We start from the raw sequence: 24,657 nt of genomic DNA, 5'->3' as shown, positions 1-24,657 counted from the left end.
TTCCTTCAAAATTTCAACGCTGTTGAAATAACGAAATAACGTCATCTTGATTGTTTTCGTGGGACAGAGATGTCTCACGGGAGATCGAATGATGTATTTGAAAGGCATAATAGTTGTTGCGTTTCTTGCTGGGATGGCACTGCCTGCCCTTGGCCAAGACCAATATGTTCGCCCGCTTCGCCCCGGCGAAGACGGATCGACCAGAATCCAATCATCGATTTCGATGACCCTTCCAGTCAAGGACGACGAAGACGCAGCCGCCCAGCAGCAGGCGGCACTTCGCTCTTTCTACAAGGTCGCAGCCGTCAGTTGCGCCATGGTGGTCGAGACTGTCGCCGACACCTGCGAAATCACCGGCATGACAACCAACGTCAATGCCCGGGACCGCAACGCCGGCGGCTATGGCGGATCGCAGGTTACGGTGACCGGCCAGATCACTATGAAGGTCAAGTTCAAGGCCAGCTTGAGCAAGACAGCGCAGTAGGACTGGTGCCCGTCTCGCTTGTCTGCTGCCCGCTTGATGAGATGAATTTGGTGGGTGTGCACAGGATCGAACCGTGGACCCGCTGATTAAGAGAAGACGGTCACGTCAGCAATATCAACTATTTAGCTTGGCGGCGCGTGGGATTTACCCCAAAAATCAGCGGGTTTCCCCACGGTCTCAACCACGGGATCTCGACCGGTCTTCGGACAGTTTTTCCAGCCGCTCGCCGAGCTCGTCGATCGCCTTCACCAGGCGCGCCTCCATGTCGCGCAGCGCGGCATAGCCGGCATAGTGCTTGGCGACGTCGAGCTTGAACTCGGCGAGCTCGTGGGCGCTCTTGGCGCGGACATCCTCGATGCGGTCCTGGATGATCTTCAGGCTGCCCTGCATGGCCGCGATCGCCATGCTGGTGGAGTTGTGCTGCGCCTCGAGCGCTCTCTCGTGGCGGGCATTGATCGCCTCGAGCGCGGCGACGCGCCAGCGCAGAGTGATCCATGCAGCGATGCCGCCGGCGAGCGCGAAAGCGATGGTCAGCAGGTGCGAGAGGTTGATGGTCCAGTCGATCTGCATCTGCACGTCAGGGCTTCCATCCACAAAGTTTCTCGCCCTTGCGATTGTGCGCAAGCAGCGCGCGAGCCTGCGCGTCGGTGAGCTGGTCGACGGCCGCGGCCGAGAGACGGCTCGGCGTCGAGACGGCGCAGAAGCTGCCGGCGGCATGGTTGCAGCCGGCGAGCAAGGCTGCGAGGAAAAGGATCGACGTCACTTTTCCCATTTCTTCAGCTCCTGGCGCACGGCCTCGGCCGGCAGCGCGCCGACGTCGTTGTCGACCTTGGTCGGCGATGTCGCGCGCCTTCGCCTCCTCGGCCGCCTGCGCCGCCTTCTCTTCGGCCCTGCCTTTGGCGCGGGCGCGCAATAGCGCCACGCCGATGGCGCCGATCGCCGCGACGGCGGCGATGAGATAGGGCAGCGCCTTCTCGATGAGCGGCGCAAAGATCGGGACAAGCTCCATGGTCAGAGATCCTTGGCGCGGCGCCGGCGCAGATACTCCGTGAGGATTCCGGAGCCGACGACGTAGAGCGGCAGCCAGCGGTCGGGAATGTACTGGTTGAACAGGCTCGGATCGACAGTGGCGAGCACCGAGAGGATGGCGCCCACCATCATCTGCAGGCGCGCCCAAGCGATGGTTTCCGAGTGCTTGAACCACGCTTTGATTTTGGCCCAGAAGCTCATGCCTTCCTCCCGTGCAGCCAGACGGCGACGACAACGACCAGGACCAGGCCGAGCCCGCCGAACAGGATCCATTCGCCGAAATGCCAGCCGGCGCCGCCGGCGCCGGCGCCAATGCCGATCGCCGCCAGGATCCCGGCCCACTATTTCTTAGGTGCCGGATCCTCGGGCTTGCGTGGAATGGGCGGCGCAGGAACGGGTTTCGCCGGCTCGGCCGGTGCGGAAGTCGTCGGCGCCGGCGTTTGCACGCTGGCGAGCTTCCCTGCCGGCGCGGTGGCCATGAGCAGCGCCTGCTTGCGGACACTGGCGACGCGGGCGCGCCAGCCCTTTCCGAACTTCGACCAGGTCGGCAGGCGCTCGAGAAAGCCGAGCCGGGCATCGCAGAGATCGTCGACCACCACGCCGGCGGGCTTGGCGCGCACGGCCGCCAGCGTCCCCGGGCCAATGCGGCCGTCCTGGCCGACGCCGACAACGGCCTGCAGGAACTTCGCCGCCCTGGTCGGCCCGCTGTTCACCGCGAAGTCGAACACGGCGTAATCGACGCCGGCCGGCAGCTCGGCGCCGGCGATTGCATCCCAATAGAAGCGGCGATAGACCGTCGCCACCTGGTCGTCGGAGATCTTGCGGAGGTCCGCCTTGGTCGCGTCGGCCTTCACGTAGCGACGAAAGTTGGCGAGCGTCACGCCCTTCATCGTCGGGCCGCCGGGATCGGCCGAATTGTCCGACCAGCCGCCCTCGGATCTAAGAACCAGCGCCAGGGCGCGAAAGAAATTGCTGTCCATGCCAGGCCTCCTGTCGCGAGGAAGGTACGGCTGGAGCCGGCGTGTTACGTTTTACTTGCCTGGCAGGCGCGCGAAGAGGCTCTAGCTTAGGCCGATCTCCGAGAGAGCCCTATTCATGATGGTCTGTGATTTGCCTTCGAATTCTTCCCACGTGATGTCTGTGGCAGTCACTTCAGACCAGCCGGGAGTAGCAAAAAGCTTGCCGTCTATCGGGTTGGTGACGTGCCGAAGGTATTTGGAGTTTAGGGAACTCTCTACGTCGGAGCCCACGGTGCCGGGGAGCCGAATTACCTCGGCTCGATCTTCCAACATATCGCCGAGATCGGACATCAGTTGAGCGTCAACCATTGCAAAGCGGGACGAGAGATCGAAGAATTCGCTGCATGCCCTGCGTTCGCCAACAGCTAGAAAAAGTTCATTCTGGCGAAGACCACGGCGCGAGGCCAAAACACCGTTGAGCAGTCTAGAAATTTCGACCGTGCGCCACGCGTCCCGCGCATTGGTCCATGTTTCTTCATCGTTGAGTGCAGACACGAGACTATCATCAAAGTCGAAGGCGCTCAGCAGGGCCGCGAGCACCCCGTCAGTAGCCAGCGCATTGTTGTAGGACACCACCTTCAAGCCACAGTCAGCACTGGTGATCGCATTCCCCAAAACATCGTCGAAATGCAGATCTACGTGCCGGAGAGTAGGGTTCGAAGCCGCTGCTACATAGTCAGCGAATGTTTGGGTATCTCGACGTCGACAGTACTGCGACCATCGGGACGGCATGTAACCGGCCCAGTGGCGCAGGCAAAAGATATAGGTCAGATCATGTCCGCGAAAGGTGTTGCTCAGTTGCCGAAATTGCCCAGCCGATAGGATAGAGACCCCTTCCGCCGAAAGAATAAGCGAGTGGGCACCTGCATCCTCTGCGTTTCGAATTTCGTTTGTGCAAACCTCAGGAGACCACCCCTTGCGCTTCGTACTGAGCAGGCTGTGATGGTGCGGCGCTCCAATATCCGGATAATAAATTCCGCGCTCGATCAACAGCGCTCTCTTTTGGTAGAGAAGCGACTGCAGCGATTTCGTCGCCGTTTTGTGCATCCCGCCATGGATAAAGATTTTCACAACAGCCCGCCCCAGACTGATCTAGCGACTACCCTTCGATGCGGCAGACGGGATCAAAGCCATTGCTATACCCTGCTCGCCGGCGACACTGTAGAGAAGAAATACTTTTCCACCATCCTCAAACAAAGCGGGGTCGCGGAGTGCATTGGCCGGCGCCGCTTCTTTGCCTGGGTGCGACTGCTTGACCTGCAGGTTTGCGCCCTCCCATGTCGTCTCCGGTTTCAAGACGGTTTCGATATTCGTCAGCGTCCAGTCGAGCCATGGCTTGGTCAAGTCGATCGTGCCGCGCATGATCGCCTCCGGCGCGCCCCCCTGCTTGGTGAAATAGACTTCAAGCGTGTCTCCAACGACGCGGACGGCGGTGTGCCGAATGTTGCCGGGTTCGTTGAACCTCTGCGGGTTCGACCCGGGGGCGCTGTAGATGGCCGGGCCGCCGACGAACGACTTGCCGCCGTCTGTGGAACGATAGAGGCGAGCCTTGCCTAGCGCGTAGGTCGCGCCGCCATAGTCGAAGACCCGGAAGTAGTAGATGCCGAGCTCGGCGCCATCTGTTGCGAAGTTCACCCCGTCCTTCGACGTTGCCAGGAAGCTCATCTGCTCATGGCCGGAGAAAGCGGACGGCGAATGAAAATACATGCGGATCGTCTTAGTCGCCTGGTCTACATGCACATCCGGCGATGCGACATGGTTTTCGCAGGGCTTGCACTGCTCGAGGCGAAGCGTGCCGGGCTCGTAGATCTTGTAGGGCCCTTCGATCTTGTCGGCATAGGCTAGCCGGATATAGGTGCCCTTGTGATGTGCGAAGTAGAGATAGTACCTGCCTAGCCTGTTCGGCACCCAGTCGGGCATCTCGACCAGCGACGGGCCGTCGATATTGTCGCCGATCCCAGCGGGGAGCATCGACGGCGTGATGAGCAGGCCGAGGCGTTCGACCTGGCCAGCGTTGGCCGGGAGGGCGAGGAGAATCAGGAGCAATGTCACGAGACGCATGCGCGCCTCATAGCATCACGCCGCCTGCATGATAACCCAGTTGGTGCCGTCCGAAACGAGCGTTGCCCATTTGCGTGCCGTGGCGGCGAGAATAGCCGTGCCTGCTGCCCCGCCCGCCAAGGGAACCACATTCGAAGACGCCGACACCACGGTCTGCGCCTGGATAGTCTTGATCATGATCTCTCGGCGGGGAAAGAAGCCGCCGCCGGCAACGTGACGGTACAGGTTGAGTCTGACTTGTTGTTGATCAGCCAGTTTTCAGTGGTGGCAACGGTGAAGTCGGCGGTCTTGGTGACCGGTGCGCCGCGGCCAAATGAACCGCTCACCAGCGAGTGAAAACCGTTGCTGTCGATCGTTTCCCGAGCCGTCGCCGACGCCGAGCCGGACGGAGTGGTGGAGAACGTCAGCTTGCCCGGCATGCTGCCGGCCCCAGGCGCGCCGTCAACCGTCGCGGCAATAGAGGCCACAGAAGCCGGCGTCGATCCGTCAAGCGCTCGGAATGACAACGTGCCAGCCGTGTCACCGCTTTGGACGATGGTCGTGGCGCCGTTGATCGTCCCTCGGCTCTTGCCGAGAAAGAGCGTTGCGCCGCCAAACGCTAGCCTTGTATAATCCTGCCGAAGAAGCGGGACGAGCAAGACCAGTGGCGAGGTCATGCAGCTTCCTGATGGGACGGGAAGAGAGCGGCAAATTTCGCGTGGTTTTAGATTCATAGCAAGCAGCAACGTCGACCGAGCGAGAGGTGCCGGCGAAGCCAACAGTGCATGAAAGTACGAGGAAAATGGACCACGACGGGAATATCAATGCTATCGACCTAAGTCTCAGCGAGGCCGGTGATATTATTGACCTGCTAATATACATCCACCAGGAGGCGGAGCCGCCCGAGCGGCTGCGCCTCACCAGCGCGATCCTGACCCTGCTTCACGCCGCCGACGCGCGGCTGAAACAGATCGAGCAAAGGCTGCATCCCATGGCCGCCTGAACATCACGAGAACAGCAAAAGCCCACGTGGGGCGTGAGGCGCCTCAAAACGCGCCTCACGTTCGCCTCATGTTCCTCAGAGCATTTCGAGGAACGTCGTGCAAACGATTGATATGTCTAGGGTTCGAATGGTGGGTGTGCACAGGATCGAACTGTGGACCCGCTGATTAAGAGTCAGCTGCTCTACCAACTGAGCTACACACCCACACCGCCGGGAAATCCAGCGTCGGCGGCGCATATAGCCGCCGGTTTGAGCGATGTCCAGCCCTGCCGGATCATTTCCCGACAAATCGGTCTAGCATGATCCCGAAAAGTGGATTCCGGTTTTCGGAAAAGATCATGCTCGCCCGAAAAAGGACTAAATTGCCGCAGGTGTCACACAAAAAGCTGCCCTTCCGCCACTTTGATCGCATGGCCGCCGATGCGTGCGGAGGCGAGTTTTCCGCCCTCGACATTGAGCTCGAGCCGGATGCGCGAGGGCCTCCCCATTTCCAGCCCCTGCTCGATCCAAAGCTGCGAGATCCCGTCCGTTGGCCCGTCGAAATGCATGACGGCGCCGGCAAAGGCCGCCGCCGCAGAGCCGGTCGCCGGGTCCTCGTAGGAGGGATTGCCAGGCACGATCATGCGTACATGGAAGGCGCTGTCGTGATGCACCGTCTCGCGGCAATAGACGTAGGGGCTGGCGAAGGCCCATTCGCTTTTGCGCGGCGCGAGTTCGGACCATGCCTGGTTGTCCAGCCTGACTTTTGCGGCCGCTTCGAGGCCGGCAACCGGAATGGTGACGTAGGGCACCCCGGCCGACCAGAACGAAACGCGGTGATTCTCGAAGCCGAGCTCATGCGGGCCAAGGCCAAGCGCGGCGCCGATCAATTCCGGTTCGGCGGCGAGTTCCAGCCGCTCAGGCAGTTTCGCCAAGTCGAACTCGGCGAAGGTGGCGCCATCATGCTTGCTGACCGCGCAACGCACGGGGCCGATATTTTCCTCCAGCACAAAAATGCCAGTCGCTTCGCCAGCCTGCTCCGCAAGCGCGATAGCCGACCCAACGGTCGGATGGCCCGCGAACGGCATCTCATAGTCGGGCGTGAAGATGCGGATACGGTTGCGGTGCTTGGGATTTTCGGGCGGCAGCACGAACACCGTCTCGGACAGGTTGAATTCGCGCGCGATCGCTTGCATGGCAGCCGTGTCCAGCCCCTCGATGTCGAGCACCACGGCGAGCGGATTCCCGGCCAGCCGCTCGGTCGTAAACACGTCGTAAAGCAAGTAGTCGCGCGTCATTTGGAAAACCTTCCGCCTCGTCCCGAATTTCTGCCTCGATCCCAACATGAGGGAAATTTAATTTGAAATTCGAACCTCAAGGCATGATTTGTTCACGGATAGGGACATCAATTTGTCGTTATAGGGGTCTGTGGTGGACCAGCTTGTCAATCCGCCAAACGCAGAATCCGATACTTCCATCGAAACGGCCCTCGGGCTCGAGCGCAAAGGCGTGAGCCGCAAGCGCCGCCGCGGCTGGCTCTACGCGCTTCTGGCGCTGGCTGTCGTGGCGGCCGCGATCGCCGGCTATCGGTGGAACGCCGTCTCGCCACCCCGGATCGAATACACGACCGCGCTGGCGGCGATTGCCAACCTGACCGTCAAGGTGTCGGCGACCGGAACGCTGCAGCCGCTGACCCAGGTCGACATCTCCAGCGAGCTTTCCGGCATCGTCCGCACCGTCGCGGTCAACGAGAACCAGCAGGTCAAAAAGGGCGACGTTCTGGCGACGCTCGACACCGCCAAGCTCGAGGTCCAGATCGAGCGCGCCACCGCGTCGGCAAAGGCGGCGGCGGCGGCCGTCGAGGATGCCAGGGTCACGTTGCAGGAAAACGAGAACGCGGTGGTCCGCGCGAGCGCCCTCACCAAGCGTGGCATGGCGACGGACCAGTCGCTGGAGGCCGCGACCGCGACGCGCGATCGCTCCAAGGCCGCGCTCGACAGCGCCGAGGCCAATCTCGCCATCGCCCAGGCTGATCTGAAGGCCCAGCACACCGACCTTGCCAAGAGCACCATCTACGCGCCGATCGACGGCATCGTGCTCACGCGCTCGGTCGATCCTGGACAGACGGTCGCTTCTTCGCTGCAGGCGCCGGTGCTGTTCGTCATCGCCGCCGACTTGCGGAACATGGAGCTGCAGGCGGCGGTGGACGAGGCCGATATCGGCCAGGTCAAGCCCGGCCAGCATGCCCGCTTCACGGTCGATGCTTTCCCCGACCGTCCCTTCGACGCCGAGATCCGCGACATCTCCTATGCCTCCCTCACCACCGACGGCGTCGTCACCTACAATGCACGGCTGGAAGTCGACAACGGCGAGCTTCTGCTCAGGCCAGGCATGACCGCCACGGTCGCCGTGGTGACCAGGCAGGCCAAGGGCGTGCTCACCGTGCCGGCCACAGCCTTCCGTTACCGCCCGGCGCAACAGGCGGCCCGCGGTTGGAGCCTGCGCGACCTCTTTACCGGCCGCATGGGGCGCCCCAACCGGCAGCGCGAGGCGACGAAGGCGCCGATCGACGGCTCGCGCACGCTCTTTGTGCTGGACAACGGACGGCCGCATGCTGTCAACGTCAGGATCGGCTCGACCGACGGCGAACTGACCGAGATCACGTCCGGCCTCGAGGAAGGCGCAGAGGTCATCACCGGCTCGCAGCAACGGAGCTGACCGTGTCCGCTCCCCTGCTCATCACCTTCGACAGTGTATGGAAAAGCTATGGCGAGGGCGAAGCGTGCGTGCACGCGATTGCCGGCGTCGATCTTGCCATCCGCAGAAGTGAGTTCGTCGCCATAATGGGACCGTCCGGCTCGGGCAAGTCGACGGCGATGAACATCATTGGCTGTCTCGACACGCCGACGGCTGGAACCTACCGCTTCATGGGCGTCGACGCCGGCCGGCTCGACCGCAACCGCCGCGCCCTGCTGCGCAACCTTTATGTCGGCTTCGTCTTCCAGGGCTACAACCTCCTGCCCCGCACCACGGCGGCGGAAAATGTCGAGCTGCCGCTGATCTATCGTGGCGTTCCCGCGCGCGAGCGCCGGGAGCTGGCCATGCAGACGCTCGCCCAAGTCGGACTTGTCGGGCGCGAGCATCACACGCCGGCCGAGCTTTCGGGCGGCCAGCAACAGCGCGTGGCGATCGCACGTGCCATCGTCACCAAACCGACACTGCTCGTCGCCGACGAGCCCACGGGAAATCTCGACACCGCGCGCACGCACGAAGTCATGGAATTGCTGACCAGGCTGAACGCCGAACTCGGCCTCACCATTGTCATGGTCACGCACGAAGCCGACGTGGCGGCATATGCCGGGCGCACGGTACGCTTCCTCGACGGCCACGTCGCTTCGGATACAGTGAAAGCCGAGGCAGCATGATCTGGGAAACCGTCCGCCTTTCGCTGATTTCCATCCGCCGGAACGTGCTGCGCTCGTTCCTGACCCTGCTCGGCATCGTCATCGGCGTCGCCGCGGTCATCGCCATGCTCACTATCGGCTCCGGCACCACCGAGAAGGTCAAGGCCGACATCTCGAAACTCGGCAGCAACCTGCTCGTCGTCCGCTCCGGGCGTCCGGCAGGGCCTGGCGGCCCGGGCGGGCTCGACCAGGTCACCCGACCGCTGGCCGGTAAGGACCTCGAAGCGCTGGTTGCCCATCTCAGCGGCGCACGCGCCATAGCGCCAGCGTCGCAAAAACAGGTGCGGGTCATCTTCGGCACGGAGAGCCTGACGTCGGGCGTCACCGGCACCGACAGCGCCTATCTCGACGCGCGCGACTGGAAGCTGGTGTCGGGCCGCGCCTTCAGCGATTCCGAGACGCGCTCCGGCGCCGGCGTCTGCCTGATCGGCGAGACGGTGCGGCAGCAGTTCTTCGGCGCCGGCGACCCCGAAGGCGAGACCATCCGCGTCAACCGCACCTCCTGCAGGATCATCGGCTTGCTTGAGCCTCAGGGTTATACCGGCTTCGGCCAGGACCAGGACAATGTCGTCCTGATGCCGCTGGCGGCCTACCAGCGACGCATCGCAGGCAACCGCGACATCGACAATATCTACATCGCCGCCGACGACAGGACGCCGACCACCGAACTGCAGCCGCGCGTCGAAGACATCCTGCGCGACACGCGCCGCATCACGCCGGACCGCGATCCCGATTTCTCGATCCGCGACATGACCCAGATTGCCGACGCTATGGCCAGCGCCACCACCACCATGACCGGCATGCTGGGTGCCGTCGCCGGCGTCAGCCTTCTGGTCGGCGGCATCGGCATCATGAACATCATGCTTGTATCGGTCACCGAGCGCACGCGCGAGATCGGCATCAGGCTGGCGATCGGCGCGCACGAAAAACACATCCTGATCCAGTTCCTGGTCGAGGCGACGGTGCTGTCGCTGCTCGGCGGCATCATCGGCATCCTGATCGGACTGGCACTTGCCGGCCTGGCCTCGGTGACGCTGACGATACCCTTTGCGCCGAGCCCCGCGGTCATCCTGCTCGCCGTCGGTTTTTCGGCGCTGATCGGCATGGTCTTCGGCTTCTTCCCGGCACTGCGCGGCGCGAGGCTGGATCCGATCGAGGCGCTAAGGCACGAGTGAACCGCCGCGTCGTCGGCCGTGACCGTCTCAGGCCAGCTCGTTGGCAAAATGCCATTCGATGAGCGGCCCCATATGGCCCATCAAGCCTTCCGGCAGGTCTGCAGCATGCCGGATGATCACCGGACCTTCGATCTCTGGCTCTCTCTCGGCGGCAACGAAAGCGGCGATGCGCAGCGCAAGCTCTTCCGCCGGCTCGGGAACGTGATAGCGGCGGAAGATCACTGTGCCGCTCGATGTCGATAGCGCATGGTAGCGCTGTCCGCGTGCGGCGCCCGACAGATCGATCCCGGTTTCCTCGCCCACCTCGCGGATCATGTTGAAATCGATATCGACGACGCCGTCGCGGAAATCGATCGGCTCGAAGGAACCGGCGGCGAAATAGACGCGGCCGGCGTTCACTGTGTGCGAGCCCATCCGGATCGCCACCAGCGCATTGTCGCCGGCAACCAGCACGGCGTGCGCATAGGCATGTTCGGCGCCGCTGAGCTCCCGGTTTTTGCGCCACAGCATGAAAGTCGAGTACTTCACCGCATGACAGCGACCGATGAGCCGGCTGTCGCGATAGCTCAGCGCCGAAAGCAGCACCACGGTGCCGTCATATAGCGCCGGCTTCATCTCCATTTCGCGCCGCCAGTTTTCCGCGATCGCTCTCTGATTGTCGCGCTCGAACGGATGCGGGCTTGCGTCGAGCCGTACGTCGACCGCGTCGACCGGCAAAATGACATTGCGCGGCAGGTCGAAGCTCACGGGCTCAGGCCATGTCCAGGCTGATCACCACCGGGCAATGGTCGGAGGCCTTCGGCCTGTCCCACCCGGCACGCGGAAAACGCTCGACTTCCTGGCCAGGCGGAAAGATGGTGCGCCAAGGCTGACCGTTACGGATGATCTCCGGAACCGCGGTGGCGTTCTTGGCCGCCAGGGCCTTCGACAACAGGATGTAGTCCAGTTGGCACAAATGCCGCTCTTGCGGGCCGCGCGTGTGATAAAAACTCCAGCGGTCCATCTCGGGCCGCCGCTCGACGACATTTTCGCAGAAGCCGCCGGCGGTCAGAACGTTGAGAGAGGACTGGGCTTCGTCCACGACCTGAAAGCGGTAGCCGTCGAAGCTGTCGCCTTCGATCTTCACGCGCTGCCGGTAATCGTTCATGTCGCCGCAAATCGCCCAGCGCTTGTCGGCTGCATGGTCCTTGCCGAAACGGTCCTCGATGATGCGGCGCACGGCCTGCGCCTCGGCGATGCGCAGCGGCATCGTCGCCTCGCGGCCATCGAGCCCGTTGCGCGGCGAGCCCATCGACTTGAAATGCACGAGATACAGCGTAAGCGGCACGCCGCCGACCGTCATGTCGATTTCCAGGCAGTCGCGCCGGAAGACGCGTTCGGTGGCCAGGTGCCCGAACGCCGCCAGCTCCGGCGTGAACAGTCCGAACTGCTCGAACGTGACATAGGCATGGCTGGTCATGCGCACGAATTCGATCGGCTGGCCCTGCGCGGTCTCGTTGCGCATCATCACGGCGACGTCGATGCCGCGGGAGTCGTTCCCCGCGGTGGTGTATTTCTGGCGATAGCCCTGCCCGATCATCTTGAAGAGATAGCCATATTCGAAGGCCTTCAGCCCCTCGATATTGTCGACCTCCTGCATGCAGATGACGTCGGCGCGTGTCGCGGCTATGGCGAGCGCCGTAAGCTGGCGGGTGTCGTCGGACTGGGCGATCGTGCGCGCCTGTTCGAGCAGCATGTATTCTGCTTCGCTCTGGATGTCGAACAGCGCCAGCGTTCGGTCCTCGTTGAGCTGGTTGCGATAGCCGGAGAAATCGAACCTGTTCATCAGGTTCTCGACATTGAAGGTGGCGAGGCGCAGCGACATGGCCGAGACCTTTGCCCGCAAGCAATGGCGAACACAAGAGCAGAGGCACGCCCGTTATGGTTGACGGAACCTTTCTGTTCATCTTCCGTTCAGATGGAAAGTTCCAACAATAGGCCTATTCCCGAGCGTTTTGGGCGTGGGGCCTTACTCGTGGAGAGTGAAATGAAACCGCTCTTGTCTTCCCTCGGATCCGGCCTTCTGGCCTTGGGTCTCTTCGCTGGGCTGACGGTGCCGTCGATTGCCGGCCCGGTCCTGCAGCCCGATATGTCAACGGTGACCGGCACGGCCGCATCCACTATCATTCCGGTTCGCGACAGCTGGGCCGGCGGCAACGACCGGCGGCAGATGTATGACTGGCGCTGGCGGCGCGGTGGTGACTGGCGCGGCCGCGATTTCAAATGGCGCGGCGGCGACTTCCGCGCACGTCATTTCTCCCGCAACTGGGATGGAGGTGATCGCAATTGGCGCTGGCGGCATCATCGCCACCATCGCCATCGCCATTTCGACAGCGGGGGCGCGGCGATCCTTGGGCTCGGCCTAGGCCTGGGCCTCGGCAGCCTCGCCTACAACAATTACTACAATCCCTATTATTACGATTCCTATCCGCGCTACTATCAGCCGCGGCGCCTTTACCGGACCGAGCGGCTTTCCAGGGCCCATGTCCAATGGTGCTACGACCGCTACCGGTCCTATCGGGCATGGGACAACACGTTCCAGCCCTACAACGGCCCGCGCCGGCAGTGCATTTCGCCCTATATCTGAGCCCCTCGGCAGGAAGCTGAACGGCGTCCATCGGGCGCCGTTTCTTTTCGACAAAGAGCGCCGGCCTGCGACGCGATAACCTTAAATTTAGCAGAGGCGTCTATCTGTGGTGCGGTGCCCCAAATGACGATCGCCAAGCTGCGATCCGCTAGGACGACTCCGCCATGGCCGAGAACGAGTTGAGAGGCAAGCGCCGGCAACGCGTGCTGAAGGGCGCGGCGATCCTGACCGGCATCAACAATTCCGAGGTCAAGTGCACGGTGCGCAACATGCATCCCGGCGGCGCCGAATTGAAGCTGCCGATCGAAGCGCGTGTGCCCGACGAATTCCTGCTTTACGTGGCGAAGGACGGGATCGGCTACAAGGCGATCGTCCGCTGGCGCCGCGACGGCCGCATCGGCGTAGAATTCGCGGGCACCGAGCCGAAGCCGCATTGGCATTACGGGTGAAGAGCGGGCGGGCATTTCACAGCCAAATGCGACAAAAAAAGCCGGCGGATCGCTCCGCCGGCTTTCGCGAAAGCATGAAGCGAACGAATTAATTCTTCGCCTTGTCGACCAGCTTGTTCTTGGCGATCCACGGCATCATCGCGCGCAGCTTCGCGCCGACTTCCTCGATCTGATGGCTGTCGTTGTTGCGGCGAATGCCCTTGAAGCGCGACAGGCCGGCGCGATATTCCTGCATCCATTCCGAGGTGAATTTGCCGGTCTGGATGTCCTTCAGGATGCGCTTCATCTCGGCCTTGGTGTCGGCCGTGATGATGCGCGGACCGGAGACATATTCGCCCCATTCGGCGGTATTCGAGATCGAGTAGTTCATGTTAGCGATGCCGCCCTCGTAGATGAGGTCGACGATCAGCTTAACCTCGTGCAGACACTCGAAATAGGCCATCTCCGGCGCGTAGCCGGCTTCCACCAGCGTCTCGAAGCCGGCGCGGATCAGTTCGACCAGACCGCCGCACAGCACCACCTGCTCGCCGAACAGATCGGTCTCGCATTCCTCGCGGAAATTGGTCTCGATGATGCCGGAGCGGCCGCCGCCGACGCCGCAGGCATAGGAGAGCGCGAGGTCGAGCGCATTACCCGAGGCGTCCTGGTTGACGGCAACGAGGCACGGCACGCCGCCGCCCTTCTGATACTCACCGCGCACCGTGTGGCCAGGACCCTTCGGCGCGATCATGACCACGTCGACCGAAGCCTTCGGCTCGATCAGGCCGAAATGCACGTTGAGGCCGTGCGCGAAGGCGATCGCGGCGCCGTCGCGGATGTTCGGCGCGATTTCGTTCTTGTAGATGTCGGCCTGCAATTCGTCGGGCGTTGCCATCATCATCAGGTCTGCCCACTTGGCGGCATCCGCCACGCTCATCACTTTCAGCCCGTCGGCCTCGACCTTCTTGGCGGTCGCCGAGCCGGCCTTAAGGCCGATGGCGATCTCCTTGACGCCGGAATCCTTGAGGTTGAGCGCATGCGCCCGCCCCTGGCTGCCATAGCCGATGATGGCGACATTCTTACCCTTGATCAGATTGAGATCGGCGTCACGATCGTAATAGACACGCATTTCGTCTTCCTTCCCGTTTTGAAGATCAGAGGCCTTGCGGCCGGTTGTTTGCTCCCCCGGTCCTTGACCCGTAAAGAGCGAGAAACTGCTGCGTCGCGCGGGCGGCATCGCCGCCGATCGTCGCCTCGGTCAGTTGCAGCCGATCGCCGAGCAGAAGCCGGATCTGCACGTCGCGGCCGACCAGACCGAAAAACGTCCGGAACGCCGTCTCGGCGTCGTCAAAGTCGAGCAGCCCGGCCTGTTGTCCCGCTTCGAGCACAGGCTTCAGCCGCCTGGCCAGCGCGAAACGCCCATTCTGCAGCACGATCGCGCCAAGGTCATCCTTCCCGGAGCCGGCATGGCCGACCGCGACGCGGTTCAGCGCGATGGACGTATCGCTGGAGATCACCCTCAGCCAGTCGGAAGCGAAGCGTTCGAGGCTTGCGGTCAGCGAAGCGAGGTCGAGGCTTTTGCGGTCGACCGGCGCCACGCGCACTTTCGAGGCCTGCCACTGCACCGTCGCCGTCAGCAGCCCGTCGCGGTCGCCGAACCATTTGTAGAGCGTTTCCTTGGAGCAGCTTGCCCGCCGCGCCACCGCGGTCATGGTCAGGTTGTCGCCCTCTTCGACCAGTAGGCGAAGGGCTGCGTCCAGAACGGCCTGCTGCCGCTCGGTGAGCGCTTCGCTGCTGTCGATGTCGGCGGCTGCTTGCAACACCTTTGACCCGTTCCCAGTCGCTCAATAACATCAGTACCGTACGTTACGGTTCGGCTTATCGCGCATTCCGGTTTCCGACGCAAGGGGCTGCGGCGAAAAATGATTTGACCTACGCACAAACAGTCGTGAGCTAGCCGCCGACCAACGGATCGCGCAACCGCCCGAGCAGTGCAGCCAGCGTTTCCAGCTCCTTGGCGGAAAGCTTGTCGCCCATCAGTGCGGCTATGGACGCGCCATAGACCACCCAGATGCGGCGGCGCATCTCCCGGCCGCTTGGCGTGATGCGCACTGTCTGGCCACGGCCGTCATCCGAGACAGGCAGCTTTTCCAGCAGGCCATCCGCTTCCAGCCGGGCCAGCAGTCGCGACACGTTGTACTGCGCCAACAGAACGCGATCGATCAGCTCGAACGGCCGCAAGCCGCCCTCGCCCGCCTCGGCAAGCTCGTGCAGCACGTCGTACCACGCGAGCGGCGGCAAGCCAGCGGCTTTCAGGGCATATTCGGTCTTTTCGACCAGAAGGCGCGACACGCGCATCAGGCGGCCCCAGGCTTTGACGGCCTCGGGCGCAGGAGATCTTCTCGTCATCGAGGAACTTTATCCGATAGATGCAATTGCATCAAGCTTGACGATCGATGCAAATGCATTCATATAGATGCAATTGCATCGATAAGGAGTTCCCGATGAAACATGAGATCTGTAAAGTGGCCGATATCCCGCAGACCGGCAGCCTGATCGCGCCTTTCTTCGGCCGCGAGGTCCACGTCTGGCGCAGCGGCGAGCGCATCCGCGCCGCGGCCAATGCCTGCCTGCATTTCGGCGGACCGCTCGATTGCAAGGACGGCGCGTTCGTCTGCCAGTGGCATGGCGCCCGATTCGACCTGGAAAGCGGCGAGCACCTCGAAGGCCCGGCGCCGACGGGCTCGCGCCTGATGTTCCTGTCGACGCGCGTCGAAGACGGCGCGCTGAACTATGCCTGGGGAATAAGATGACGGCCAAGCTCACCCTCGTCAGCCATCACCTTTGCCCCTACGTCCAGCGTGCGGCAATTGCGCTCGCCGAGAAGGGCGTGCCGTTCGAGCGCGTCAATGTCGACCTCGCCAGCAAGCCGGACTGGTTCAAAACTGTCTCGCCGCTTGGCAAGGTACCGCTGCTCCGCGTTCGAAACGGCAGCAAGGAGCAGATCATTTTCGAATCCGCCGTCATCCTCGAATTCCTCGAGGAGACGGAGGCCAATCCGTTGCACCCGGCCGATCCCCTCATGCGGGCCAGGCACCGCTCCTGGGTCGAATTCGGTTCGGCCATCCTCAACGCCATCGGGCGCTTCTATTCCGCTGCCGATGAGGCCTTCTTCCTCAAGGAAAGCATCGGCTTGTCGGAAATGTTTGAGCGTGTCGAGGCGGAACTGTCGGCAAGGCAGAGCGGTCCATGGTTCGCCGGGGAAGGCTTCTCGCTGGTCGACGCCGTCTACGGGCCGATCTTCCGCTACTTCGACACGTTCGACGAGATCGGCGCTTGCGGCATCCTGGACGGAAAGCCTCTCGTCCAGGCCTGGCGCAAGGCGTTGAGCAACCGGCAATCGGTGAAGGAGGCTGTCAGTCCGGACTATCCGCTGCGGCTGCACGCCTTCCTGCAGGCAAAGGCATCCTATCTGTCGCGGATGATCCGGCTAAAGCCCATTGCGATTCCGCAAGCCCGATCGGCCTGAACGGGTCGATCACCGTTCCCGCGACCATGGCGGCGAGGAACTGCGGCACCGGCGGGATTTTCCCCAGCGCCGCCACCAGCCGGTCGCGCACGAATGGCAACACGACGGAGTCCGACTGGTAGAACGGCGTCAACGACAATGACAGCGCCTGGAACACCCGCACGTGCCAGCGGCGCGCCCTCGCATAGCTCTCCAAGGCTTCGTCGATGTCGCTCGTTCGCGCCAGGGCATGGCTGAGTGCTGCCGCGTCGAGCAGCGCCATGTTCGCGCCTTGCCCGAGCTGCGGGCTGGTCGAATGCGCGGCGTCGCCGATAACCGCCAGCCGCCGGCCGGCCGGCAGCCTCATCGTGTGGTGGCCGTAGCGGGCGAGCGCGAGATGCTCGAAACTGTCGATCTGGCTGGTGAAGGCCTCGCATTCCGGCCAGACCGAAACCACCTTCGCCTTCCAGGCCTCCAGGCCTTCGGCTCTCACCTGTTCCGCTTCGGCCGGCTTGAGGCTCCAGAAGAAGGCAGCCATGGCTCGGGCGCCAGGGTCCGGCCGGCCGATCGGCAGCACGCCGACCATGATGCTTGCCTTGTCGTAGCGCTGCAGCAGCGCCTTTTCGCCAAAACCGTCGCGCCAGCCGAGTGAGGCCCAGAACGCGCCATAGGTAAGCGGACGCGGCACCGCCGTGTCGCCAAGGCAGTGCCGCAGCCTGGAGCGCGCGCCGCTGGCATCGACGACCAGGTCGAAAGGGCCTAGCCGCCTTCCGTTGGCGCAGACCGGCCGCGCACGCTCGCCCGTCTCCAGCGTGTCGATCTCGACATTGGTTTCGATGCGAATGTCCGCGCGCCGGGCAGCGCGATAGAGTACGCCGAAGAGCGCCGCACGGTGCACCGCGAGACCGAAGCGGCGGCCGCGGCGCGCACCGTAGCGGACATCGAGCACTGTTCGCCCGCTTTTGGCATCGGTGCCGTGCAACCGCTCGATACGGCTCCCCAGCGAAAGAATCTCGTCAAGCAAGCCGAGATCGGCGAGCACCGACAGCCCGGTCGGCTGCAGCATCAGCCCCGAACCGACAGGCTTCGGCTCGTCGAAGCGCTCGAAGACGGTGACCTTGTGCCCCGCCCGCTCGAGATAGAGCGCGGCAGCCAGTCCGGCCGGCCCTGCGCCGGCGATCGCGATCTCGTAAGCTTTGTCCATTGCGCCCAAACCCGAACCGGCGGGAAACAATCCCGCACCGAAAGCGGCAGATCAAGCCGGCGCTTTGACGCTTGGCGAGGAAAGGCTCAGGCCTGCGCGGCATCGAACGCGACGCGCGCCTCACGAACGGCATAGTGGTTGAGCTCGGCCCATTGGATCAGCATCTGCAAGGGCGCGAACATCGAGCGGCCGAGATCGGTGAGGCTGTATTCGACACTCGGCGGCTTGGTCGGAAAGACTTCGCGATGCACATAGCCGTCGCGCTGCAGGTCGTAGAGCGTCTGGGTCAGCATACGCTGCGAGATGTCGGGCACCAGGCGGCGCAACTCCCCAAACCGGTAGGGCTTCTCGGCCAAGGCCATGACCAGCAGCGAGCTCCATTTGCCGCTGATGCCCTGGATCACGTCGCGGACAGGGCAGTCGGCGAAATTGCCGCCGCCGGGCATGGCCTTGTAGACCTCGAGCTTCGATTTCAGATTGAAGATCTTGCTGTCCATTGCGACACCCATTGATCGAAGCGGCGACCCGCCGGTGGTTCCCCGGCTGTGCCTACCTCCGAAAAACTGCCTTCTTTACGGCCTCGGGTCAATTCTTATTTTAGTGCTGGTCTCATTTTGAGACTACCACTCAAACCCGCCCTTCACGCAATTTTCAGGAACCTCCCATGACCAAAGTTCTCCTTGTCACCGGCGCTTCCGGCCATCTCGGCCGCGCCGTGATCAACCATCTGCTCGATGCGCAGAAAGTCGCGCCGGCAAATATCATCGCAACCACGCGCAATCCAGAAAATCTCGCCGACCTGACAGCCCTCGGTATTGTCGTCAGGCCGGCCGATTTCGACGATCCGGCCTCGCTGGAGCGCGCATTCAAAGGCGCCGACCGGGTGCTGATCGTCTCGACCGGTGAGCTCGACCTGAAGAGCGATCGGCGCCTCAAGCAGCATCAGGCCGCGGTCGTCGCCGCCAAGGCGGCCTGCGTCTCGCACCTCCTCTACACCTCGATGCCCAATCCCGAGCCGGTCTCGCCGGTGCTGTTTGCCGGCGACCACTACGGCACCGAGCAGGCCATCAAGGCGAGCGGCATTGCCTACACCATCTTCCGCAACGGCTGGTACCAGGAGAACCTGTTCATGGCGCTGCCGCACGCCATTGCGTCGGGCAAGTGGTACACGTCGGCCGGCGACGGGCGCATCGCGCACGCCGCGCGTGACGACATGGCCGCCGCGATTGCCGCGAGCCTCGCTTCCGGCTCGACGGAGAGCCACGTCCACACGCTGACCGGCCCGCATGCCTACACGACGAACGAAATTGCCGCTCTGGTGAGCGAAGTCACCGGCAAGCCGCTGGAGGTCATCCAATTGCCTGACGAGGCTTTGACCGAGGGCGTCAAGGCGGCTGGCCTTCCCGAGGACTTTGCGCGCATCGTTGTTTCCTTCGACGCCAACACACGCTCCGGCCGTATCGGCATGGTGACCGACGCTATCGAGACGTTGTCGGGCCGCAAGCCGAAGACGCTGAAGCAGTTCCTGGAAGGGAACAAAGCCGCCCTGCTCGGCTGAACCCGCTGCGCCTGGGAGATACCCTCCCGGGCGCGTCACCTCGACTTTTTGAGCAATCCGAGCCGGACCAGGCTTTCGCCGGTGGCGACGAGCGCTTCTTCGCGCGATCGCGGCGCCCAGCCGAGCACGCGCATGGCCTTGGCCCCCGTTGCGTTCCTGGCCTTGCCCAATTCCGTCACGATCTGAGCCGCTTGCCCGTCGAACAGTCCGACGGTCCGGACCAGCCAGTCCGGCAGCATTCTCGTCGTAACGCGCGACGCAACGCTGCCCAGCCGCGCCTTCAGGGTCTGTGCGATTTCCAGCGTCGTCATGAAATCGCCGCTGATGGCCAGGAACCGCTCGCCCTTGGCGGCGGGACTGGTCATGGCGCGCAGATGCAGATCCGCCACGTCGCGCACGTCGACAACGCCGAACACCATGCGCGGCAGACCCGGCATCTCGCCGTCCAGCAAGCGCTTGATGAAGTCCGTCGAGGTCGAATGATCCGGCCCCAGGACCGGTCCAAAGATCCCGACCGGATTGACGACTGCCAACTGCAGCGCTCCGCCCTGGCTGGCAATGAAATCCCAGGCCGCACGTTCCGCCAGCGTTTTCGACTTCACATAGGCGCTCACCCTGGCCGCCAGCTTGGTCCAGTTCTCTTCCGTGAACGGACTGCCGGGAACTGGCGTCTGGCCATAGCCGATGGCCGCAAAGGACGAGGTGAGCACCACCCGTTTGATGCCGGCATCGCGCGCGGCCCGCAGGACGCGCAGCGCACCCTCCCGCGCAGGAACGATCAGATCGTCCTCGTGCTTCGGCACGCCCGGCGGGAACGGCGAAGCGACATGAAGAGCGGACTGGCATCCCGCGACCGCTTCCGGCCAGCCGGCGTCGGTCATCAGATCGGCATAGGCGAAGGAAAGCGCATCGCCCGGCTCGGCACCGCCGACCTTCAGCATGGCGAGAACATCGGCTTCGCGCTTGGCGGATCGCACTGTTGTGCGGACGCGGTAGCCTGCCTGCAAAAGGGCTAGAACGCAGTGAGCGCCGAGGAACCCGGAGCCGCCGGTAACGAGCACCAACTCACCGCCCATGCCCGCCTCCCCGCCCCTCTAGGCGTTGCAGCCGCTCAAATGGCGACCTGCGTACCGATCTCGACGACGCGCCCGGTCGGGATCTGGAAGTACTCTGTCGCATCCGCCGCTGTCTTCGCAAGGCCGATGAACAGCCTGTCCTGCCAGATCGGCATGCCGGAATTGGGCGAGGCCTTCAGCGAGCGCCGCGACAGGAAGAAGGACGTCGTCATGATGTCGAACTTCCAACCTTGCTTGCGGCAGATCGCCAGCGCGCGCGGGATGTTCGGCTGCTCCATGTAGCCGAAGGTGAGCGTCACCCGCATGAAGAGCTCGTTGACCGTCTCCATCTTCACCCGCTCGCTGTCCGGCACCATCGGCTGCGGCGCCGTCACCACGGACAGAATGACGTTCTTTTCGTGCAGCACCTTGTAGTGCTTCAGACTGTGCATCAGCGCGGTTGGCGCGCTCAGCGGATCGCTGGTGAGAAATACCGCGGTCCCCGACACCAGCTGCGGCTTCTTCTTCAAAAGGTTCGCTGCCAGGAAGTCGAGCGGGATCTCGTTGCGGCGGGTCTTGTCGAACAGGTAGCGAGTGCCGCGGATCCAGGTCCACATGCCCAGGATGATGGCAAAGGCCACGGCGAGCGACGCCCAGCCGCCCTCGAACACCTTGACGATGTTGGAAGCGAAGAAGCCGACATCGATCAGCGCGAACAATGCCGTCAGCGCGACCGCCGGCCAGATGTTCCATTTCCAGATGCGCGTCATGACGACAAACAGCAGCGTCGTCGTCACCAGCATATTGCCGGTCACCGAGATACCGTAGGCCGAGGCCAGCTTGCTGGATTCGCCGAAGCCCACCACCAGAAGCATCACCACCAATGCCAGCAGCATGTTGACGCGCGGCATGTAAATCTGACCCGACTGTTTCTCCGACGTATGCAGGATTTCCAGCCGCGGCAGCATGTTGAGCTGCACCGCCTGCCGGGTTAGCGAATAAGCGCCGGAGATCACAGCCTGGCTGGCGATGACCGTCGCTGCCGTCGCCAGCACTACCATCGGGATAAGCGCCCAGCCCTCGTTCATCTCGAAGAACGGATGGCCGACCGTGCCGTTCTGGGCAAGCACATAGGCACCCTGCCCGGCATAGTTCAGGAGCAGGCAGGGAAACACGATCGCCAGCCACGCCAGCACAATCGGCTTCCGGCCGAAGTGGCCGAGGTCGGCATAGAGCGCCTCGGCGCCGGTGACAGCCAGAAACACCGCGCCGATGGTTACGAAGGAAACGTCGGGCGAATTGATCAGGAAGGCGACGATGTAATGCGGGCTGATAGCCCACAGGATCTCTGGATCCTCGATGATGTGTTCGAGCCCGGAAAGGCCGATGGCGAGGAACCATATGGCGGTCACCGGACCGAATACGAGGGCGACGCCGCCGGTGCCGAACCGCTGCACCGCAAAAACCAGAGCGAGGATGAGCAACGTCAGCGGCACCACGTAAGGCTGAAAGGCTGGCGTCACCACATTCATGCCTTCGACCGCGGAAAGCACCGAGATGGCTGGCGTGATCACCGCATCGCCGAAGAACAGGGACGCCCCGATAATGCCGATGCCGAGAATGATCGCTGAACGCGTTGGGAAGCTGCCGCGCGCTAGCGCCATCAGCGACAGCACCCCGCCCTCGCCGCGGTTGTCGGCGCGCAGCACGAACATGATGTATTTTACGGTGACCGTGATGGTGAGCGACCAGATAATCAGCGACAGCACCCCGAGAATGTCGGCGCGGTTGGCAACGTCGCCACCGGACGAAGCGTGCAGCGCCTCGCGGAACGCGTAGATCGGGCTGGTGCCGATATCGCCGTAGACGACACCCAGCGCACCCAGCATCAGCACCTTGGTGCTGTGCTGTTCTATTTCCGGATGCCCCGTTTGCTCGACGGGTTCTTCCTCAGCACCATTGGCAAGGGCCATGACGACACTCCGATAAAATGCGCGGTGCTCTACGCTTGCTGCAGTGCAATATCAAGTGCCCTGGCGTTAGGGCTCCCATGCCACCAGTGCAGAGGTCGACCTGCAGAGATCCATTCAAATCTATGGCACAACGTGGATGCTTGAAGGGTCAGATCGCGACCTGAGTGCCGATCTCGACCACGCGCCCGGTGGGGATCTGGAAATACTCCGTCGCATCCGCCGCTGTCTTCGCAAGCCCGATGAACAGCCTGTCCTGCCAGATCGGCATGCCGGAATTGGGTGAGGCCTTCAGCGAGCGCCGCGATAGGAAAAAGGACGTCGTCATGATGTCGAACTTCCAGCCTTGCTTGCGGCAGATCGCCAGCGCGCGCGGGATGTTCGGCTGCTCCATGTAGCCGAAGGTCAGCGTCACCCGCATGAACAGGTCGTTGACCGTCTCCATCTTCACCCGCTCGCTATCCGGCACCACCGGCTGCGGCGCCGTCACCACGGAAAGGATGACGTTCTTTTCGTGTAGCACCTTGTAGTGCTTCAGGCTGTGCATCAGCGCGGTCGGGGCGCTCATCGGATCGCTGGTCAGGAACACGGCGGTGCCGGACACCAGCTGCGGCTTCTTCTTCAGGAGGTTCATCGCCAGGAAGTCGAGAGGGATCTCGTTGCGGCGCGTTTTGTCGAACAGGTAGCGGGTGCCGCGAATCCAGGTCCACATGATCAGCCCCATGATCGAAGCGACAGTGATCGACACCCAGCCGCCTTCGACCATCTTGACGACATTGGCCGAGAAGAAGCCGAGGTCGATGACGCCGAAGAGCAGCGCCAGCGCCAATGCGAGCGCCAGCTGCCATTTCCAGAGCCAGCGCATGACGACAAACAAGAGGAACGTCGTCATCAGCATCTCCCCGGTCACCGAAATGCCATAGGCTGAGGCGAGCGCGCTCGAGCTGCCAAAGCCGACGACCAGAAGCATCACGCCGAGCGCGACCAGCAGATTGACCCTCGGCATATAGATCTGGCCGCTTTGCATCTCGGATGTGTGCTGGACCTCGATGCGCGGCAGAAGGTTGAGCTGCACCGCCTGCCGGGTCAGCGAGAAGGCGCCGGAGATCACCGCCTGGCTGGCGATGACTGTCGCCGCCGTTGCCAGGCCGACCATCGGCATCAGCGCCCATTCGGGAAGCATCTGGAAGAACGGGTTGGTCGGCTTGCCGCCATGCGAGAGCACGAAGGCGCCCTGCCCGAAATAGTTAAGGAGCAGGCAAGGGAAAACGATGGAAAACCAGGCCAGCACGATCGGCTTGCGGCCGAAATGGCCAAGGTCGACATAGAGCGCCTCGGCACCGGTGACCGCCAGGAAAACCGCGCCGACGGTGACGAATGCACCCGTCGGCGTGGTGGCCAGGTAATAGACTGCGTAATAGGGGTTTATCGCCAGCAGGACGGACCAATCGTCAACGATATGATAGAGGCCGGCGACACCGATCGCCACGAACCATGTCGCCGTAATGGGCCCAAACACTGCCGCCACCTTGCCCGTGCCGAAACGCTGCACGGCGAACAGCACCGCCAGGATGACGAGCGTGATCGGAACGACATAGGCATCGAGCGCCGGCGTGACGACTTCCAGGCCTTCAACCGCCGAAAGCACGGAGATCGCCGGCGTGATGATCGAATCGCCGAAGAAGAGGGCCGCGCCGCAGAGACCGATCACCAGGATAAGGCTGGAGCCCTGCGGATAGGCGCTGCGTGCCAGCGCCATCAGCGACAGCGTGCCGCCCTCGCCCTTATTGTCGGCCCTCAGCACAAAGGCGACATATTTGATCGTGACGATTATGGTGAGCGCCCAGACGATCAGCGACAGCACGCCGAGCACATCGTTGCGGGCAACCACTCCCCCTGAAGCATGGAGAGCCTCTCGAAAGGCGTAGATCGGGCTGGTGCCGATATCGCCGTAGACGACGCCGAGCGCGCCAAGCATGAGAACCTTGGTGCTGTGCTGCCGCTCGGCTTCGGCATGGCCCGAACGTTCGAGGGATTCTGTTTCGCTGGCGTTGGCTAGCACCATGAACCCCACTTCATCACATTCGCCACGCTCCGAGACTGCCGCAAAGCGCG

Annotated in this window: 29 protein-coding genes and 1 tRNA gene; 10 read left to right on the top strand and 20 right to left on the bottom strand. The window is 63.0% G+C overall.

Features of this window, described 5'->3' with window-relative positions; genetic code table 11:
• The first annotated feature begins 88 nt into the window (after positions 1–88).
• Positions 89–484: a hypothetical protein gene (locus CK220_RS16840; RefSeq protein ID WP_176479109.1), complete on the top strand. Its 396-nt coding sequence runs from the start codon at positions 89–91 to the stop codon at positions 482–484.
• A 177-nt stretch (positions 485–661) separates the two neighbouring features.
• On the opposite strand, the gene CK220_RS16835 is transcribed toward CK220_RS16840, so the two are convergent.
• From CK220_RS16835 to CK220_RS16805, 8 genes are all read right to left on the bottom strand, one after another.
• Positions 662–1,060 (bottom strand): hypothetical protein, encoded by a 399-nt coding sequence (locus CK220_RS16835; protein WP_095812605.1) that lies wholly within the window; start codon positions 1,058–1,060, stop codon positions 662–664.
• Between the two features lies 1 nt (position 1,061).
• Positions 1,062–1,493, bottom strand: coding sequence for a hypothetical protein (locus CK220_RS32485; RefSeq protein WP_245429235.1), 432 nt, complete (start codon positions 1,491–1,493; stop codon positions 1,062–1,064).
• 2 nt (positions 1,494–1,495) lie between these two features.
• Positions 1,496–1,714, bottom strand: coding sequence for a hypothetical protein (locus CK220_RS16825; RefSeq protein WP_095812604.1), 219 nt, complete (start codon positions 1,712–1,714; stop codon positions 1,496–1,498).
• Between the two features lie 140 nt (positions 1,715–1,854).
• Positions 1,855–2,493 carry a glycosyl hydrolase 108 family protein gene (locus CK220_RS16820; RefSeq protein ID WP_095812603.1) on the bottom strand — a complete coding sequence of 213 codons (639 nt, stop codon included), beginning with the start codon at positions 2,491–2,493 and terminating at the stop codon, positions 1,855–1,857.
• Between the two features lie 81 nt (positions 2,494–2,574).
• Entirely contained in the window at positions 2,575–3,603 is a 1,029-nt protein-coding gene (locus CK220_RS16815) for a hypothetical protein (RefSeq protein WP_141245152.1), read from the bottom strand.
• A 21-nt stretch (positions 3,604–3,624) separates the two neighbouring features.
• A complete protein-coding gene (locus CK220_RS16810) occupies positions 3,625–4,593 on the bottom strand; it encodes a hypothetical protein (protein WP_210201432.1) in 969 nt (322 codons plus the stop codon).
• A 15-nt stretch (positions 4,594–4,608) separates the two neighbouring features.
• A complete protein-coding gene (locus CK220_RS31945; protein ID WP_176479108.1) occupies positions 4,609–4,770 on the bottom strand; it encodes a hypothetical protein in 162 nt (53 codons plus the stop codon).
• The gene (locus CK220_RS16805) at positions 4,767–5,249 is read right to left on the bottom strand and encodes a hypothetical protein (protein ID WP_095812601.1); all 483 of its coding nucleotides are present in this window, start codon (positions 5,247–5,249) and stop codon (positions 4,767–4,769) included. The genes CK220_RS31945 and CK220_RS16805 overlap by 4 nt, the downstream gene beginning before the upstream one ends.
• Before the next feature lie 125 nt (positions 5,250–5,374).
• Here CK220_RS16805 and CK220_RS16800 point away from each other — a divergent pair, with 125 nt between their 5' ends.
• Complete coding sequence (locus CK220_RS16800) at positions 5,375–5,575, top strand: hypothetical protein (protein WP_141245151.1); 201 nt, start codon at positions 5,375–5,377, stop codon at positions 5,573–5,575.
• A gap of 128 nt (positions 5,576–5,703) precedes the next feature.
• Here CK220_RS16800 and CK220_RS16795 read toward each other — a convergent pair.
• Positions 5,704–5,779, bottom strand: a tRNA-Lys gene (locus CK220_RS16795).
• A gap of 170 nt (positions 5,780–5,949) precedes the next feature.
• Positions 5,950–6,852: a PhzF family phenazine biosynthesis protein gene (locus tag CK220_RS16790; protein WP_095812599.1), complete on the bottom strand. Its 903-nt coding sequence runs from the start codon at positions 6,850–6,852 to the stop codon at positions 5,950–5,952.
• 133 nt (positions 6,853–6,985) lie between these two features.
• On the opposite strand from CK220_RS16790, the gene CK220_RS16785 reads away from it, so the two are divergent.
• The 3 genes from CK220_RS16785 to CK220_RS16775 are packed head-to-tail and all read left to right on the top strand — an operon-like array spanning position 6,986 to position 10,193.
• Positions 6,986–8,272, top strand: a complete 1,287-nt coding sequence (locus CK220_RS16785; RefSeq protein WP_095812598.1) for an efflux RND transporter periplasmic adaptor subunit — start codon at positions 6,986–6,988, stop codon at positions 8,270–8,272.
• Positions 8,269–8,979: an ABC transporter ATP-binding protein gene (locus CK220_RS16780; protein ID WP_095812660.1), complete on the top strand. Its 711-nt coding sequence runs from the start codon at positions 8,269–8,271 to the stop codon at positions 8,977–8,979. Before CK220_RS16785 ends, CK220_RS16780 begins: the two co-directional genes overlap by 4 nt.
• Positions 8,976–10,193 (top strand): ABC transporter permease, encoded by a 1,218-nt coding sequence (locus CK220_RS16775; protein WP_095812597.1) that lies wholly within the window; start codon positions 8,976–8,978, stop codon positions 10,191–10,193. The genes CK220_RS16780 and CK220_RS16775 overlap by 4 nt, the downstream gene beginning before the upstream one ends.
• A 27-nt stretch (positions 10,194–10,220) precedes the next feature.
• Here the strand turns inward: CK220_RS16775 and CK220_RS16770 are convergent, their stop codons facing one another.
• Entirely contained in the window at positions 10,221–10,940 is a 720-nt protein-coding gene (locus CK220_RS16770) for a hypothetical protein (protein ID WP_095812596.1), read from the bottom strand.
• A gap of 4 nt (positions 10,941–10,944) precedes the next feature.
• Positions 10,945–12,057, bottom strand: a complete 1,113-nt coding sequence (locus CK220_RS16765) for an endonuclease/exonuclease/phosphatase family protein (protein WP_095812595.1) — start codon at positions 12,055–12,057, stop codon at positions 10,945–10,947.
• Positions 12,058–12,219: 162 nt separating this feature from the next.
• Between CK220_RS16765 and CK220_RS16760 the strand changes: the two genes are divergently transcribed.
• Positions 12,220–12,819, top strand: coding sequence for a BA14K family protein (locus CK220_RS16760; RefSeq protein ID WP_095812594.1), 600 nt, complete (start codon positions 12,220–12,222; stop codon positions 12,817–12,819).
• 164 nt (positions 12,820–12,983) lie between these two features.
• The gene (locus CK220_RS16755; protein ID WP_095812593.1) at positions 12,984–13,268 is read left to right on the top strand and encodes a PilZ domain-containing protein; all 285 of its coding nucleotides are present in this window, start codon (positions 12,984–12,986) and stop codon (positions 13,266–13,268) included.
• Positions 13,269–13,356: 88 nt separating this feature from the next.
• On the opposite strand, the gene ilvC is transcribed toward CK220_RS16755, so the two are convergent.
• The 3 genes from ilvC to CK220_RS16740 all read right to left on the bottom strand — a co-directional run bounded on the left by ilvC (position 13,357) and on the right by CK220_RS16740 (position 15,656).
• Positions 13,357–14,376 carry a ketol-acid reductoisomerase gene (gene ilvC / locus CK220_RS16750; RefSeq protein ID WP_095812592.1) on the bottom strand — a complete coding sequence of 340 codons (1,020 nt, stop codon included), beginning with the start codon at positions 14,374–14,376 and terminating at the stop codon, positions 13,357–13,359.
• A 25-nt stretch (positions 14,377–14,401) separates the two neighbouring features.
• Complete coding sequence (locus CK220_RS16745; protein ID WP_095812591.1) at positions 14,402–15,070, bottom strand: TetR/AcrR family transcriptional regulator; 669 nt, start codon at positions 15,068–15,070, stop codon at positions 14,402–14,404.
• 130 nt (positions 15,071–15,200) lie between these two features.
• Complete coding sequence (locus tag CK220_RS16740; RefSeq protein WP_095812590.1) at positions 15,201–15,656, bottom strand: MarR family winged helix-turn-helix transcriptional regulator; 456 nt, start codon at positions 15,654–15,656, stop codon at positions 15,201–15,203.
• Positions 15,657–15,751: 95 nt separating this feature from the next.
• On the opposite strand from CK220_RS16740, the gene CK220_RS16735 reads away from it, so the two are divergent.
• The gene (locus CK220_RS16735) at positions 15,752–16,060 is read left to right on the top strand and encodes a Rieske (2Fe-2S) protein (protein WP_095812589.1); all 309 of its coding nucleotides are present in this window, start codon (positions 15,752–15,754) and stop codon (positions 16,058–16,060) included.
• Complete coding sequence (locus CK220_RS16730) at positions 16,057–16,776, top strand: glutathione S-transferase family protein (RefSeq protein WP_095812588.1); 720 nt, start codon at positions 16,057–16,059, stop codon at positions 16,774–16,776. The genes CK220_RS16735 and CK220_RS16730 overlap by 4 nt, the downstream gene beginning before the upstream one ends.
• Here CK220_RS16730 and CK220_RS16725 read toward each other — a convergent pair.
• Complete coding sequence (locus CK220_RS16725) at positions 16,664–17,959, bottom strand: NAD(P)/FAD-dependent oxidoreductase (protein WP_095812587.1); 1,296 nt, start codon at positions 17,957–17,959, stop codon at positions 16,664–16,666. The genes CK220_RS16730 and CK220_RS16725 overlap by 113 nt on opposite strands.
• A gap of 86 nt (positions 17,960–18,045) precedes the next feature.
• Positions 18,046–18,456 (bottom strand): helix-turn-helix domain-containing protein, encoded by a 411-nt coding sequence (locus CK220_RS16720; protein ID WP_095812586.1) that lies wholly within the window; start codon positions 18,454–18,456, stop codon positions 18,046–18,048.
• A 167-nt stretch (positions 18,457–18,623) separates the two neighbouring features.
• Between CK220_RS16720 and CK220_RS16715 the strand changes: the two genes are divergently transcribed.
• Positions 18,624–19,517, top strand: a complete 894-nt coding sequence (locus CK220_RS16715) for an SDR family oxidoreductase (protein WP_095812585.1) — start codon at positions 18,624–18,626, stop codon at positions 19,515–19,517.
• Between the two features lie 35 nt (positions 19,518–19,552).
• Here CK220_RS16715 and CK220_RS16710 read toward each other — a convergent pair whose 3' ends face one another.
• The 3 genes from CK220_RS16710 to CK220_RS16700 all read right to left on the bottom strand — a co-directional run bounded on the left by CK220_RS16710 (position 19,553) and on the right by CK220_RS16700 (position 24,607).
• Positions 19,553–20,593 (bottom strand): aldehyde reductase, encoded by a 1,041-nt coding sequence (locus CK220_RS16710; protein WP_095812584.1) that lies wholly within the window; start codon positions 20,591–20,593, stop codon positions 19,553–19,555.
• Between the two features lie 35 nt (positions 20,594–20,628).
• Positions 20,629–22,545, bottom strand: a complete 1,917-nt coding sequence (locus CK220_RS16705; RefSeq protein ID WP_095812583.1) for a potassium transporter Kup — start codon at positions 22,543–22,545, stop codon at positions 20,629–20,631.
• Between the two features lie 148 nt (positions 22,546–22,693).
• Positions 22,694–24,607 carry a potassium transporter Kup gene (locus tag CK220_RS16700; protein WP_095812582.1) on the bottom strand — a complete coding sequence of 638 codons (1,914 nt, stop codon included), beginning with the start codon at positions 24,605–24,607 and terminating at the stop codon, positions 22,694–22,696.
• Positions 24,608–24,657 lie beyond the last annotated feature (50 nt).

The sequence above is a fragment of the Mesorhizobium sp. WSM3860 genome (assembly GCF_002294995.1).
In the GTDB taxonomy this organism is placed as follows: domain Bacteria; phylum Pseudomonadota; class Alphaproteobacteria; order Rhizobiales; family Rhizobiaceae; genus Mesorhizobium.
This window is presented reverse-complemented; position numbering and strand designations above follow the sequence as displayed.